This is a genomic window from Paenibacillus prosopidis (genome assembly GCF_003337375.1).
Taxonomy (GTDB): Bacteria; Bacillota; Bacilli; order Paenibacillales; family Paenibacillaceae; genus Pristimantibacillus; species Pristimantibacillus prosopidis.
Genome location: NZ_QPJD01000021.1, coordinates 101454 through 115397, shown reverse-complemented (window position 1 = coordinate 115397; position 13944 = coordinate 101454). Strand labels below are relative to the sequence as shown.

At 47.3% G+C, this 13944-nt stretch carries 13 protein-coding genes and 1 rRNA gene; 1 reads left to right on the top strand and 13 read right to left on the bottom strand.

All coding sequences use genetic code 11. The features are described from left to right. Nucleotides 1–185 (bottom strand): 16S ribosomal RNA (locus tag DFP97_RS26350); the annotation flags it as partial. A 792-nt stretch (nucleotides 186–977) separates the two neighbouring features. On the opposite strand from DFP97_RS26350, the gene DFP97_RS26345 reads away from it, so the two are divergent. After that, a complete protein-coding gene (locus DFP97_RS26345) occupies nucleotides 978–2318 on the top strand; it encodes an amino acid permease (RefSeq protein WP_114383655.1) in 1341 nt (446 codons plus the stop codon). Between the two features lie 75 nt (nucleotides 2319–2393). On the opposite strand, the gene DFP97_RS26340 is transcribed toward DFP97_RS26345, so the two are convergent. The 12 genes from DFP97_RS26340 to DFP97_RS30450 all read right to left on the bottom strand — a co-directional run bounded on the left by DFP97_RS26340 (nucleotide 2394) and on the right by DFP97_RS30450 (nucleotide 13793). Continuing rightward, complete coding sequence (locus DFP97_RS26340; RefSeq protein WP_245976612.1) at nucleotides 2394–3254, bottom strand: 5'-3' exonuclease; 861 nt, start codon at nucleotides 3252–3254, stop codon at nucleotides 2394–2396. A 90-nt stretch (nucleotides 3255–3344) separates the two neighbouring features. Continuing rightward, nucleotides 3345–4550 (bottom strand): aminotransferase class I/II-fold pyridoxal phosphate-dependent enzyme, encoded by a 1206-nt coding sequence (locus DFP97_RS26335; protein ID WP_114383653.1) that lies wholly within the window; start codon nucleotides 4548–4550, stop codon nucleotides 3345–3347. Between the two features lie 7 nt (nucleotides 4551–4557). Beyond that, nucleotides 4558–4935 carry an arsenate reductase family protein gene (locus DFP97_RS26330; RefSeq protein ID WP_245976611.1) on the bottom strand — a complete coding sequence of 126 codons (378 nt, stop codon included), beginning with the start codon at nucleotides 4933–4935 and terminating at the stop codon, nucleotides 4558–4560. A gap of 35 nt (nucleotides 4936–4970) precedes the next feature. Next, nucleotides 4971–5930, bottom strand: a complete 960-nt coding sequence (locus DFP97_RS26325; RefSeq protein ID WP_245976610.1) for an RluA family pseudouridine synthase — start codon at nucleotides 5928–5930, stop codon at nucleotides 4971–4973. Next, nucleotides 5927–6499 carry a cob(I)yrinic acid a,c-diamide adenosyltransferase gene (locus DFP97_RS26320; protein WP_114383652.1) on the bottom strand — a complete coding sequence of 191 codons (573 nt, stop codon included), beginning with the start codon at nucleotides 6497–6499 and terminating at the stop codon, nucleotides 5927–5929. Before DFP97_RS26320 ends, DFP97_RS26325 begins: the two co-directional genes overlap by 4 nt. Before the next feature lie 100 nt (nucleotides 6500–6599). Further along, the gene (locus DFP97_RS26315; RefSeq protein WP_114383651.1) at nucleotides 6600–7820 is read right to left on the bottom strand and encodes an aminotransferase class I/II-fold pyridoxal phosphate-dependent enzyme; all 1221 of its coding nucleotides are present in this window, start codon (nucleotides 7818–7820) and stop codon (nucleotides 6600–6602) included. A gap of 16 nt (nucleotides 7821–7836) precedes the next feature. Then, on the bottom strand, nucleotides 7837–8328 hold the full coding sequence (locus DFP97_RS26310) for an Lrp/AsnC family transcriptional regulator (RefSeq protein WP_114383650.1): 492 nt from the start codon (nucleotides 8326–8328) through the stop codon (nucleotides 7837–7839). 136 nt (nucleotides 8329–8464) lie between these two features. Beyond that, entirely contained in the window at nucleotides 8465–9637 is a 1173-nt protein-coding gene (locus DFP97_RS26305) for a Ger(x)C family spore germination protein (RefSeq protein WP_181873687.1), read from the bottom strand. Next, nucleotides 9634–11085 carry a spore germination protein gene (locus tag DFP97_RS26300; protein WP_245976609.1) on the bottom strand — a complete coding sequence of 484 codons (1452 nt, stop codon included), beginning with the start codon at nucleotides 11083–11085 and terminating at the stop codon, nucleotides 9634–9636. The genes DFP97_RS26305 and DFP97_RS26300 overlap by 4 nt, the downstream gene beginning before the upstream one ends. Then, a complete protein-coding gene (locus DFP97_RS26295; protein ID WP_114383648.1) occupies nucleotides 11082–12203 on the bottom strand; it encodes an endospore germination permease in 1122 nt (373 codons plus the stop codon). Before DFP97_RS26295 ends, DFP97_RS26300 begins: the two co-directional genes overlap by 4 nt. Before the next feature lie 139 nt (nucleotides 12204–12342). Further along, on the bottom strand, nucleotides 12343–13011 hold the full coding sequence (locus DFP97_RS26290) for a DUF2642 domain-containing protein (protein WP_114383647.1): 669 nt from the start codon (nucleotides 13009–13011) through the stop codon (nucleotides 12343–12345). Nucleotides 13012–13085: 74 nt separating this feature from the next. Next, the gene (locus tag DFP97_RS30450; protein WP_147275092.1) at nucleotides 13086–13793 is read right to left on the bottom strand and encodes a DUF2642 domain-containing protein; all 708 of its coding nucleotides are present in this window, start codon (nucleotides 13791–13793) and stop codon (nucleotides 13086–13088) included. Nucleotides 13794–13944: the final 151 nt, after the last annotated feature.

Sequence of the window (13944 nt, the reverse complement as noted above, 5' to 3'; positions counted from 1 at the left end):
ACCAAGCTGTGTATCCGGTATTAGCATTCGTTTCCGAATGTTATCCCAGTCTTACGGGCAGGTTACCTACGTGTTACTCACCCGTCCGCCGCTAATCTTATCCCGAAGGATAAGATCCGCTCGACTTGCATGTATTAGGCACGCCGCCAGCGTTCGTCCTGAGCCAGGATCAAACTCTCCAAATGGAAGTTTTCGCATCGACGCGATGTCGTTGAGAAAAGCTTCATGTGTTTGATTGCTCATTACTTTTTTATCGCTTTTCCGCTCATCCGTTAGGATTTGCGGGGCAGTTTTTTACTCGTTGTTCAGTTTTCAAAGAACAATCTTTTCTTTCGTTCTTTTCTTTCGTTGTCCGTACCGTTTTGCGGCCGGACTAATAATATATCATGATTCGATCCATGAAATCTACTGGTAAATCATGCTATCAAATTTGTTTAGTTTCTCACAGCCCATTGTCTCGCGGCCGGACTAAGAATATAACACGCTAATTATGCCTATGGCAACTGGTATTATTATCTTCTAAGGGGATCCCAAATAGAGTTCTATACATGAAAGGTTTTCCCCGTTAGGCTTGGCCCATTGACCTGCAAGATCCCAGCGGTCGACGTAAAGCGTCCAGCGTTAAAAATGTTAATGCCCAACAATGATCGAATATTGGCAGGCGGGCCGGACGTACGCTTGAGGAAATATAGCCTGGCGACGCGCTTGCGTTAGATTCGATTATTGTAAGCTCTAATCAGGGCTCCTGTCAGCCCTTCCTACATCTATTTGCAAATAGTTCAAACTGATTATGAGGGCAAGGGAAGATCTCGGAGCTATCCTTATACGATAATTTCGTAGTATTTCCTTACCGCTCAAAATGCCGGTATAACTTCAAGTACCGTAAGTTAAAATAATGTAGCTTCTCTCTCAACGAAAACAAAAGAATGACGGAATTTACGATGTATGGCAAAGCTATTGGCAAAGGAGTTTATATAATGGCTAATTCAACTTCAGGGCGTGCAGAATCCGAAAACAAAACAAAAGGCAGCCTTACATGGTGGCAGCTTGCCTTGTTCGGGTTAGGCACAACGATCGGAACCGGATTTCTGCTTGGCTCGAGTCTCGCAATCGAGAAGAGCGGATTCTCGGTTCTCCTGAGTTTTTTCGTTGCTGCTATCGGCACCTATTTCGTCTTTCAAGCATTAGCCAAAATGATCGCAGAGCACCCGGAGAAGGGCTCTTTCCGGACCTATTCCAGACAAGCATTCGGTCACTGGGCAGGCTTCAGCCATGGCTGGGTATATTGGTCCTCCGAGATGTTGATCCTGGGAAGCCAGCTGACCGCAATCGGACTCTTCACAAGATTCTGGTTCCCTCATATTCCTCTGTGGATTCTTATTAGTGTCTACTCTGTTTTAGGTGTTGGAGTTGTTCTTCTCGGGACGGCCTGGTTTGAGAAGACCGTTAACATGTTGGCCATCGTCAAAATAGCAGCCATACTTATGTTCATCATCTTAACCTGTTTGGTTATCCCCGGCTTTCTCGGTGCCGATAATGCGCATATGCATGCGCCAAGCAATATTGGCGATGCTTTCAAGGGCGGATCAATGGGGTTATGGACGAGCCTGATCTATGTCTTTTTTTGTTTTGCGGGCATTGAAGTGATGGGAATTATGGCCGGTGAGTTAAAGAACCCGAAGGACGCGCCAAAATCGGGCCGGCTTATGGTGATTACAATTACAGTCCTATTCATTTCCTCGCTTGGACTGGCCTTGTTAGTTACGCCGATCGAACAGATCACGACGCAGGAAAGTCCGTTTGTATCCGCATTGAAGGATTTGCACTATCACGTGTTGGTTCATATTTTTAACGGTGTGCTGATTATTGCAGGGTTCTCAGGACTGGTCGCTTCCCTATATTCCGTCACGCTCGTCATATCGATGATCGCGGACGAAGGAGATGCACCGAAGTTGTTCGCGAAAAGATCACGGAAACGCCGTTTCCCTTACGGTGCGCTTGGGTTGACGATAACGGGAATGGCCGTTTCCATTACTGTCGCTTTGTTGCTTCCGAATAAAGTTTACGAATACATCACGACAGCAGGCGGTCTTATGCTGCTATATACTTGGCTGTACATCCTATGCGCGGCCCGAAAACTGCTGAAGCTAAATCCATGGGGGCTGACCCAAACCTATTCCTCCATTGCTCTTCTGCTCATCGCGGTACTGGGAACGTTGTTCGACCAAGCAAGCAGACCGGGCTTTTTCATTAGTCTTGTATTTCTGGCACTTATCGGCTCGGTAACCTTCTTCATGCGTAAGCGATGGAGAACCTGAAAAACAAAGACATTAAAAATAATAAAGGCGATCGAGAAAATCTCGATCGCCTTTATCGCACCATGTTCAAAATCATTAGCTTATTATTTTCAACAGCGATGTCAAACGATATTTATCAAAAACAATGGTTGCATCTTCAATTGACACGTTCCATAAACATTCTTCTAAACTACATTCAATTGGAACTTCGATATTAATTCGTGCAAGTGTTCTTGATAAATGAAGCATCTCTAAATCAGATTCAATTTTAATTTTAACACTCTTCGGGAGAATATCCAGGTTGTTGAGTATACCATCGATCGAGTCATATTCAGTAAGTAATTTTAATGCCGTTTTTTCACCAATACCTCTTACCCCGGGATAATTATCGCTCGTATCACCAGTAAGACCTTTCATTTCGACAACCTGGAAAGGGTGAATACCCTTGTCAGTTTTAAGGAAATCTAAATCATACACCGCATAATTAGATCTGCCCTTCTTCATGATCACAACATGAACACGTTCTGTCACAAGTTGAAGCATGTCTTGATCACCCGTAAGAATGTATACGTGTCCGAGATCACTGAGCTTGTGTGACACTGTTCCAATGCAGTCATCTGCTTCGTAGCCTTCAAGACCAATATTAGGAATCTGTAGGGCAGCGACAATGTCTTTTACCAAAGTGAACTGCGGTACTAAGTCGTCAGGGGCATCAGGTCGATTGGCCTTGTAATTTGAGTAAAGATCTGTTCTAAAGGTCTTGCTCCCCATATCCCAGCAGCAGACGACATGTGTAGGCTGGAAGTTAATTACTGCATCGAAGAGGTACTGAAAGAAGCCATAAATAGCATTTGTCGGTGTACCGTCATCCAGTCTTCTGGCACTGTAAGATTGCGCAAAGTAAGCTCGAAAAAGAAGAGCCATTCCATCAACTATGAGAATTTTTTTTTCATTCATTATTTCTACCATCCTATCTTTATGAAATAGAAGTATTGCTTAAAGCAATATCCTAATGAATAATCGTATGATCAACACGTAATTTCTTTATTATTGCCCGCGTATGAAGCTTCCAATCCTTTTAGCCGCTTCCTTTAACCGTTCCTCACTTTCAACAAGCGCGATTCGTACGTAACCTTCACCTTCTGTGCCGAACGCTTCGCCGGGTACGACGACAACGCCGGTTAGGCGGAGCATTTCCTTGGAAATCCGCCTTGAGGTCCAAGGCTCTTCTAACGACCAACACATCGGCGGCAGCTGAGCCCAGACGAACATCGTTGCTTTCGGAGTAGTAACGGACCAGCCTTCTTCACGAAGCGCATCAATAAACGTATTCCGGCGTTGTTCGTACAGCTTTCCTGCCTTTGGCAAGTCTTTGTTCGTCATTGCTTCCTTCAATGCGACGATTCCCGCTTCCTGAACAGGATCGAATACCCCGTAATCTATATTTGCCTTCAGTTCGCGAAGCGCACCGACAGCTGTTCTATTGCCGGCCAGAAAACCGATTCTGCAGCCTGCCATATTAAAGCTTTTGGATAAAGAATGGAACTCTACCGCTTGCTCCGATGCTCCGGGTATTTGCAAAATACTTGGCGGCTCGCAGCCGTCGAAGCCCATTTCGGAATAAGCCAAATCATGTACGACTAATACGCCATGACGTTTTGCTTTGACCAGAAGCCGTTCAAAAAATGATAAGTCCGCTACAGCTGATATCGGATTGTTCGGGTAATTCAATAATATAAACGATGCCCGTTCCCATATTTCATCTGGGATTGCTTCCAAATCAGGCATGTAGTTGTTTTCCTCCCGCAGCGGCATAAGAACCGGTTCAACGCCTGCCAGCGCTAACGATGCCGCATAAATCGGATAGCCCGGGTCCGGCAGCAAGGCTATATCGCCCGGATCGCAAAGCGCCATTGCCAAATGCGCAAGCCCATCCTGCGAGCCCAGCAGCGTAACGATCTCGTTCACGGGATCAAGCTCTACCTGGAAACGGTGCTTCATCCAATCCGCGGCATGCTGGCGAAATGGAAGACCGCTTCTCGTTGCCGGATAAGCATACATATCGGAGCGAAGTGCCGCTTCGCTCAGCGCTTGCCGCACGGCAGCTGACGGCGGCTGGTCCGGACTGCCAATACCTAAATCAATAATATCGAGCCCGCTTTCCGCGGCCGCCATTTTCCACGCTGCTACTTCAGCAAAGATTGAAGAACCCAGCAGCGATAGCCTCTCGGATCTCCATTTGGTTTGCTTCATCTTCTACTCACCCGTTCCCGTTCCAAACTTGTTCATACTGCTCTTCCTTGTAGCCTACCGTTACCTGCTTGCCGTTCGTTACGATCGGGCGTTTAATCAGCATGCCGTTCGATGTAAGCAGAGCGTATTTTTCATCCTCTGTCATCGCAGCCAGCTTGTCCTTCAAGCCAAGCTCTTTGTATACTTCACCGGATGTATTAAAAAACTTTTTGAGCTCCAAACCGCTGTTGGCTACAATTTCCTTAAGCTCGGCTGCAGTCGGAGTCTGCTCGACAATATGGCGCGAAAGCAACTCATTGCCTTTGCTTTGCAAAGATTTAACGGCCGCTCTGCACGTCCCGCATTTCGGGTATTGAATAATGGTCAGTACATTTTGTTTACTCAATGTTGAATATCCTCCTAATTTAAAGCGCCAATAAACTATTGACGGAGCTTCTGCTCCAGCAAAATCAGCTCGGGCGGCAAAGCCGCATGCCACTCCATCCATTGCCGGGATATCGGGTGCTTGAAGCCGAGCGTTTCGGCATGCAGGGCCTGACGGCTGGCTGCCTCCTCCCACTCCTCGACAGCGCCTTGCTTCGAACCATACATTTTATCCCCAATGAGAGGACAGCCAATATGCTGCATGTGAACGCGAATTTGATGCGTCCGTCCCGTTTCCAGCTTCAAACGAACGGCAGACGCAGCGGGATTTCCATCATTCGAACGAAAGGTCTCTACCCTTTCATAATGGGTTACAGAAGGATATCCTTCCGGCGTCACTATGCGAATATGAGGCTCGTCCGGATTACGGTCGATCGGCGCATCAACAATTCCCACCGCAGGCTCGGGAATACCGTACACATAAGCACGATAAAGCTTCAGAATGGTATTCGCCTGCATCTGCTCGGACAACTGCTGATGAACATAGGACGTTTTGGCGACTGCGACAAGGCCGGACGTTTCTTCGTCAAGACGGTGAACGGGTCTGAACCGCACCCGTTCCCCCTTTTGCTCCCAATGATAAACGACGCCGTTCGCCATCGTCCCCGTATAATGTCCGTGTGTCGGATGAACGATCATGCCCGCCGGCTTATTAACAATTAATAAATCCTCGTCCTCGAAAACAATTTGGATAGGGATAGGCTGAGGCAAGATATCCTCGGATATTTCCCGCTCCATTCGAACACGTATAATATCGCCCTGAACGACCGGAGCCGTCGTATATGCGCGGTTTTCATTAACCGTTAGACCATGCTCCGTAAGCTTCACCTGCGAAAGCAGCTTCCTCGATACGCCAAGCTGCCGCTCCAGCACCGCTCGAACCGTCTTTCCGTGCTCCGCTTCGCTGACAACAGCGATTAACGGCTTATAGTATTTGCTGTCGATCGATTCCATCATTTTTTCGATTTCCGAAACACTTCCGCGCTCCGTACATATTCCGTATCCGGTACGCCCAGCTTTGCATTCGCCACTCTTGCCGCGGCAAAGAAAAAGTCAGACAGACGATTCAAATAGGTCTGTACCTCCGGATTAACGGGATGCGTTGAGGCAAGCGTAACAACCCGGCGCTCTGCACGGCGGCACACCGTTCTGCATACGTGCAGCAAGGCGGAAACAGAGCTTCCTCCCGGTAAAATAAATTTCGTAATTTCCGGCGCCTCCAAAGTATATTGATCAATCCAGCCTTCCAAACGGGCGGCAGGCTCTGCTGATATTTTGAGGGGGGCACCTTCCTTGGCATAAGCGAGATCCGAGCCGCAATCAAACAGCTCCTGCTGAATATCGACTAACCAGCCTGCCATTTCCGCAAGCTCCGCGTGCTTGACCGCTTCAGCGGCGGCCTGCCCGACAAAGCTATTCAGCTCATCGATCGTTCCGTACGCTTCAACGCGAATATCGTCCTTCCGTACCCGTCCGCCGATCAATGACGTCTGACCGCTGTCTCCCGTTCTCGTATATATTTTCATCGTCCGTTATTCCTCCTCGTTCAATCGTTACTCTATATATTACGCAAACAGCAGGCCGGATGCACTCCTGACCTGCTGTTTGTTACTTGCAAGTATCATTCTAGCCTTGCTGCTTCAGTCTATTTACGAACTGGCCGATCCGATCAAGCGCTTCGGTCAAATTCGTGACAGATGTTGCATAAGAGCAGCGCAGATGTCCCTCGCCTCCGAGTCCGAAGACATCACCAGGGACCGCAGCTACATTCGCTTCTTCAAGCAGACGCTGTGCGAACTGCTCGCTCGTTAAGCCTGTCGATACGATGGACGGAAAAGCATAGAACGCGCCTTGCGGCTCATGACATTCGAGTCCGATATCCCGAAATCCTTTTACGACAAGACGGCGCCGCTGATTGTAAGCTTCAACCATTCGATCCTTCTCTTCCAGACCGTGCTGGAGAGCTTCAAGAGCCGCATATTGTGCCATAATCGGCGCGCACATAACGGTGTACTGATGAATTTTCAACATCGCCGACAGCAAATCGGAATGCCCGCACGCATAACCCATCCGCCAGCCGGTCATCGCGAACGCCTTGGAAAACCCGCTAACGAGAATCGTCCGTTCCTTCATACCCGGCATCGCTGCAAAGCTTACATGCTTTGAGCCGTAAGTCAGCTCCGCGTAAATCTCGTCGGAGATGACGATTAAATCGTTCTCCTCAACAACCTTTGCAATGGGCAGCCAATCTTCATAAGTCATCGTGCCGCCTGTCGGATTGCTCGGATAACATAATATAAGTACCTTGGAACGAGGCGTAATGACAGCCTGAAGGGATTCCGCCTTCAGCTTAAACTCGTCCTTCGCATACGTTTCGATGCCTACCGGCTTGCCGCCGCTAAGAGCCGTAATAGGAGAATAAGAAATATAACAAGGCTCCGGGATCAATATTTCATCCCCCGGCGCAATCAAAGCGCGAAGCGCAAGGTCGATCGCTTCGCTTCCGCCTACTGTAACGAGTATTTCACTCGCAGGATTATATTCCACATCGAAATGGTCATTCAAATATTGGCCGATCGCCTCGCGCAGTTCAGGCATTCCGGCATTGGACGTATATTGTGTTTTCCCGGTTTCAAGCGCGTATACCGCTGCTTCCCGGACATGCCATGGCGTTACGAAGTCGGGTTCGCCTACTCCGAGCGTAATGACATCCTTGCGCGTGCTGACCAAATCAAAAAACCGACGGATACCCGACGGTTTGATGCCTCGTACGAGCGGGGACAAATAATCAGCCATCGTTTGACGCTGCACAGGTGTGGAGGGTTGTTTTTCTTCGTCTTTAATCATTTGCCATCACCCTTTTTTACGGCGAAACCATCAAGCGATGGTCACCTTCATGCTCCTCGAAGATAATGCCGTCTTGTTTGTATTTTTTCAAAATAAAAAATGTTTTGGTCGATAATACCGCATCAATCGGAGATAATTTATTAGAAACAAAAGAGGCAACCTCTTTTAAATTTTTGCCTTCTACTTCTACAAGCAAATCATAAGCTCCGGACATTAAATAAACCGACTTCACTTCCGGATACAAATAAATACGCTCCGCGATGCCTTCGAAACCGCGGCCGCGCTCCGGCGTAATTTGAACCTCGATGAGCGCTGTGACCTTCTCATCGTCAATCTTGCTCCAGTTTACGACTGTCGCATATTTCACGATAACATGCTCATCTTCCATAGCCGCAATTGCTTGCTTCACTTCTTCTTCCGCTACGTCAAGCATGGTTGCGATCAACCCGGCGTCCCTTCGCGCGTCTTCCTTCAGCAGTTCTAACACTTTTAACTGTAACTCGTTCATTGTATAACTCCTTCCAGTACGCCTGCGATTATAAAGAATATTTTACAACGAATTCGAACATCCTGCAAAGCAAAAAACGAAAGACCCCGAAGGGTCTTAACATGTAAAACCGCATGACGGACAATGTTTCCTTTATTTATGTGTCATTGTTCAATTCAAACTTGCCGGAGTGCGTGAGCTGAAATTTCACTTCAACCTTGAGCTGATCCGCACGAGGCAGCCAATCTTCCTTGGAAGCCGTCAGCTTCCACTGCGCATGATGGTACCGGTATAAATGGTGGCTCAAATCAAAAAGATCCATTTTGTTTGCAAGCCCCTTCTTATAGGTCTCATCGATTTGCCGCTTAACCTGACTTTCAAGCGAGGCAATGATTTCATCCTTCTTGATCGTGCCGTCAATCTCTGCAACCTCCCCCTGAAGCTTAAGCCTCCATACGAACTCAGGCTGCCCTTTTTTAAACTTCGCTTTCAGCTCCCCTCGCGTTGACCGGACAGCCATTGTCGCCTTGCCGTTCGCCCCTTCTGCCTTGAGCATATATTGCTCAAATTCAGGATTCATCCAGCGAAGCCCTTCAACTGATGTTTCGGGCAAATATCCTACATATTTCAGCTCTCTAAATACGAAAATGCCTGTTATCAGCTGAGTCTGCAACGGTTTCTTGCCGCGCTGCCAAGAAGCATCGCTAACATCCAATACGGGCAGCGTTGTCGTCTTGGATGGTTCCTTCAGCGACTGAACGGCAAGCTGCATCTCATGCGGGCGAATGAAGCTGTGCTGATTTTCGTGCAGCACCGGTATATACAAGATACTATTAAGCGGCGATTGGTCAAAAAAAGTATCGGTTGTAAGTACATCCTCGATCGGCACTCTCGATCCGAACACCCAGGTCGTGTAGCGGGATGCGCGCTGGCGGTTTAGACCATCAATGATATCGTTTATTTTGCTGAGCGCTCTTTCATGGACTACGATTGTTTTTAAATGCTCGATATTGATGTTGGCTTGTCCTGCCCGTGCCAGGTTGTTAAAGGCAAGCATCACCGTGTCCCCCTTTCCTTTCCCGATCCATACGGGGTTCGGGTCAGGCTGCGGCGATTCGGATTTCGACACCTGAGCAAACTTAATCATTTGCGCATAAATAGTGAATTGCTCCTCCTTATAATCAATGCCGATCGATGACACATAGCTGACATCCTGCAAGTCGACCTCATCCCAGCAGCCCTGCAGCAGTAGTGCTGCCATTAAGGCGGGAAGCAGCATTCCTCCTCGGCGCAGCAGCCGACGCGCCTTGCCTTTTTCAAAATGAATCATGCCCGCCCCCTTTTGCCGCTTCGAAGCTTCCATGGCTTCTGAAGGAGCGCCGGTATCCACTGCTTGAAATGAATCGGGGCAAGCGGCTCCAAGTAGGAACGCCCGAACGATTCCAATGTGGACATATAGATAAGAACGGCAAACAATCCTACAAAAAAACCGAATATACCGAGCAAAGAGGAAAGAATTAGGATAACGTACCGGATAATGCTTATCGAGCCGATAAGCGACTGATTAACGAGCGTAAACGTGGATACTGCCGTAACCGCGGATACGACAAGCATCGTAGGAGACGTTATTCCGGCACGGATAGCCGCATCCCCGACAATAAGACCGCCGACGACCGACACCGTTTGTCCGACCGCTCTCGGAAGCCTAACCCCTGCTTCCCGGAACACCTCAAACATCCCCAGCATCAGGAACATCTCCATGGTAGCGGATATCGGCAGGCCGATACGTGAAATGGTTACTGTCGCAAGCAACGTAAACGGTATTTGATCCGTATTGAAGGCTGACAATGCGATCCAAAAGCCCGGCAAGCATAACGACAGCGCTAAACCGAGCAGCCGCAGTATCCGTTCACCAGAAACAAAATAATAAGGCAGATGCGTATCTTCAGGTGATTTAATTAGAAGCATCAAATTACCCGGACCGATAAGCGCGGCGGGAGATCCATCCACCAAAACCGCAAATCTCCCGTTCATAAGAGATTGCACGACATAATCAGGCCGGCCGATGTATTCAAGTAAAGGAAAAAACGCTAACGGCTTATCGGATAACAGCTCCTCCAGCTGGCCTGCGCCATTTAGAGAAGGGATATCAATGGCATCCAGCCTTCTTCTCGCTTCCTCTATAAGCTCCGGCTTTGCTTGTCCCGCCATATAGAGCAGCGCTACTTCCGTTTGCGATTCGCTGCCGATTTTACGGTATTCAACATGCATATTTGGTGTTCTTAGTCGTTTGCGGACTAAGGCGAGATTAACAGATAGCTGCTCGACAAAGCCGTCACGCGGTCCTTTAAGTGACAGCTCCATCGTGGATTCCTCGGGAGTTCTCGCCGGTTGGCTTGCAATATTGTATTCATAGAAACCGTTACGGTCAGAAAACGAGATAATCACACTGCCTGCAAACAGGCGCGCGTACAGATGAGCGCTGTTCGGACCTTGTTTTATATAGGTGAACATGAGGGTTCGTTTTTCCGGGCCTTCTTCGACATTCTCTAGAAACGGTTCGGGCTGCTCATCCCATTTCTCTAACTGAGGCAGCAGTCCAAGATGAAACTGCTGGTTGTCGATCATGCCGTCGCAATAGAACATTCTCACTTCCAGCTGTTTGTCTTTGCCTACCGTTACGGTATATTCAATGACGTCGCGGCATTCCCGCAAGCAGTCCTTAAACTGCTCGACCGTCATTTCATCATTTGTACCGGATCCGCCATGAACTGTCACTGCATAACCTCCTCCGCATCGCACTTTTTCAGCTGTTTATTGCCCTGCTTCTTCTTAAGGAAGCTGGCCCCCCAAACACAAACCACGAGAAATACCATAAATAAACCTAAATAACTGAAGGTCCATTGTTGAACTAAACGATATAACATCATATTTTTTGTTCCAAAATAAGCAGGAACAGCCAATACGACTGCTAACAAAGCGGTTGAAACCCATTTCCGTTTTAACCGCCGTACGGGTCCAAATTCCTCAATGATATGTATGGCAAGTGAAAGCCGGATGAGTGCGCCGGACAACCACTGGAAGACGGCGAAAAAATCGACATGTTCCAAATAACGTCCTATGGATACCAGTCTCCACTGCGAAAAAGCGGGATAGCGCATCCTTTCTGCTTCGGCAGGACCAAACTCTGATATCGCTCCGGTAATTGGACCAAAGGTGAGCAGCGCAAGAAACAATACAAGTAAAATGAGATGCCAACGCTTAAACGTTCCTTTTATATGATGTTGAATAAACAGCAGTGTGAACAGCTCGCTGAATGCAGTAATTGCGCGATTTGCTCCTTGAATTACCGGAGATATGCCGTTCTCGAGCATTGGCAGCAAATAACGGTAATCCTTGTGCGGCATATTTGTAGACATGACGAAATCACCAAGCAGCACAACTAGCGGAAGCAGCAGACAACTCATGTACGCAATGGTTCGCAAGCCCGAACTGGCTGCGAACAAACAAAGCGCCAAAAAAACGATCTCAATTACGAAAGTCGGCGTATTCGGCAAATAGGTCGTTGCCGTCCAGGAGGATGTCACAATTAACGTTTCATATGCGATCAATAGCAGATCTGCCAAAAAAACGGTAATTAGAAGCCATACAAAAACCGGATGCAGCCGCTGCAGCAGCCATTGATCGATTGGTATTTGCTTCATTTTTTTTAGAGCCCCGAATAACGGAATGGCCGTCCAAGGCAGTAGGATAAGCATCGCAACCCACACACACATCCATGCGTCCCTATGAGCAGCGCCGAGCAGCATCGGTACGGAGATTACGTGATTCACAAGCCCGACCGATAAAATCAAAATCGCGATGGCAGGCAATATTCCAAACGGCTTTACATTCATTTTCCAATCACTTCCTTACGTTGTACTGTTTCCCGAAATGATTTTCTAAATGCATGAACCGCCATTCTTCTTACATTTTTTTTGCCATAAAAAAGACTGTCCCCAAGCCGCTAATTAGCTTTGAGCACAGTCTATGAAACTACGGAATATGAACCGTCTTTACATGGTCAAAATGTAAAATTACGGCATTTCCGCTAGCTGTTGCAAGCTCGATCATGCTCTGATCTACGCTTTTTAAAACACCGATTTTGTTCGAATTTTCACCTAAGTCAAGAACGACAAATTCCCCGATTAATTTACGCAGCTGTTGATCGAACGTTCGCGCGAGTGTTAAAGGCGACGGCTTAAGCGGAAACTGCTCTGGCGTTAACGTGTACGGCGTTACGTTCGGATTGTAAGGAATTAAATATTTCAAATGATGGAGCGAAATGATGACAGTATGATAGACGGGGGAGTAGAAGACAAAAAAATCATTCATCACAGTCGTCAAGTATCCATGGATGGACTGGTTCCCTGTAATATAGATCTCGGAAAACATCCCTTTGGCGTTCATTAATATTTTCCGGTACGAAATCGGCTCATTATAAGGCTCAAAAGGCATTTCCGGAACTTCAAAAATGACTTCCTCTTCACGCGTCGAGGCACGGAGCTGCTGTAGATGGATTAGCGGTATATACAAAAATTGTGTTCCGTTATGGATCACTAAAATATCTTGGCCAAACTCTATCAATTTCCCCCGTATAGGTGCCACTTTCCCTGAAATCTCTAATTCGACCTGTCGGTCCAGCAGCGGATGACGGTTTTTCATGCGATCAACCTCCTTTCATCCGAGTAGGTAGTAGAACCGGGCAAGGTCGAGACCTTAGCCCGGCATAAATCGCCTTATTTGCTCGAACGACGAGTCATTGTTTGCACTAAGCGGAAAGTAGAAGTTTTAGCACCTTTTTTGCCTTTATTTTTATCTTTTTTATTGTCTTTTTTGTTTTCGTTTTTGTTATCGTTTTTGTTGTCGTTTTTGTTGCCGTTAGATTTGTCATTGCATACTTCTTTGATCGTTTTGATGTGATCGATCTGAATTAGCAAAGCTTCTTTGCCTGAGACTAGTAGGATAGAATCTCTTCCTACCTGCGCAATGAAGCCTTCGACCTTCTCCGGACCGCCCCAGTTAATTTGTACGAATGTTTGGTTTAACGCCCGGATAACTCCTTCGAAAGTATTGGCATTTATAAAATCCGGGTGGCGGCGTCCACTTTTGTGGCCGCTTCTGTTGCCGCTTTTGTTGCCACTTTTGTTGCCGCTTTTGTTGCCGCTTTTGTCGCATTCCAACTCGGTGATGCTTTTCACATGGCTGGTAGCGATATAAACGATGCCTTTGTCCGTGCTTAATACAAGGTAGTCACTTTTTACCGCAAGCAGCTTGCCTTCAAGCGATTCAGGTCCGCCGCGGTTAATTTTAACGTGTTTACCTACCAAGCTTGCAAGAAAGTTGTGATCTTTGATTCCGCTTTTGTTGCTAGTTGGACTAACCATTGGACTGACGTAGTTAAAATCGTACTGTCCAGCCACGTAACTGTTACAACAATAATTCATAAAAAAATCCCTCCGATAATTTCATTAGTAGATTTCCAAAACGTTACATCACTACCGACGCCTTGAGCCTATCACCAGCATAATGAATGAACTGCGGCGAGCATCCCTCCTATACTTGATTCGGTTCATCTATCATGGGAAGCGATATGTA

Coding starts and splice junctions, on each gene's coding strand:
- DFP97_RS26305 (WP_181873687.1), bottom strand. CDS start 9,637: ATGATTCATTTTGAAAAAGGCAAGGCGCGTCGGCTGCTGCGCCGAGGA.
- DFP97_RS26335 (WP_114383653.1), bottom strand. CDS start 4,550: ATGAAGCAAACCAAATGGAGATCCGAGAGGCTATCGCTGCTGGGTTCT.
- DFP97_RS26340 (WP_245976612.1), bottom strand. CDS start 3,254: ATGAATGAAAAAAAAATTCTCATAGTTGATGGAATGGCTCTTCTTTTT.
- DFP97_RS26310 (WP_114383650.1), bottom strand. CDS start 8,328: ATGAACGAGTTACAGTTAAAAGTGTTAGAACTGCTGAAGGAAGACGCG.
- DFP97_RS30450 (WP_147275092.1), bottom strand. CDS start 13,793: ATGAATTATTGTTGTAACAGTTACGTGGCTGGACAGTACGATTTTAAC.
- DFP97_RS26320 (WP_114383652.1), bottom strand. CDS start 6,499: ATGAAAATATATACGAGAACGGGAGACAGCGGTCAGACGTCATTGATC.
- DFP97_RS26290 (WP_114383647.1), bottom strand. CDS start 13,011: ATGAAAAACCGTCATCCGCTGCTGGACCGACAGGTCGAATTAGAGATT.
- DFP97_RS26295 (WP_114383648.1), bottom strand. CDS start 12,203: ATGAATGTAAAGCCGTTTGGAATATTGCCTGCCATCGCGATTTTGATT.
- DFP97_RS26325 (WP_245976610.1), bottom strand. CDS start 5,930: ATGATGGAATCGATCGACAGCAAATACTATAAGCCGTTAATCGCTGTT.
- DFP97_RS26345 (WP_114383655.1), top strand. CDS start 978: ATGGCTAATTCAACTTCAGGGCGTGCAGAATCCGAAAACAAAACAAAA.
- DFP97_RS26315 (WP_114383651.1), bottom strand. CDS start 7,820: ATGATTAAAGACGAAGAAAAACAACCCTCCACACCTGTGCAGCGTCAA.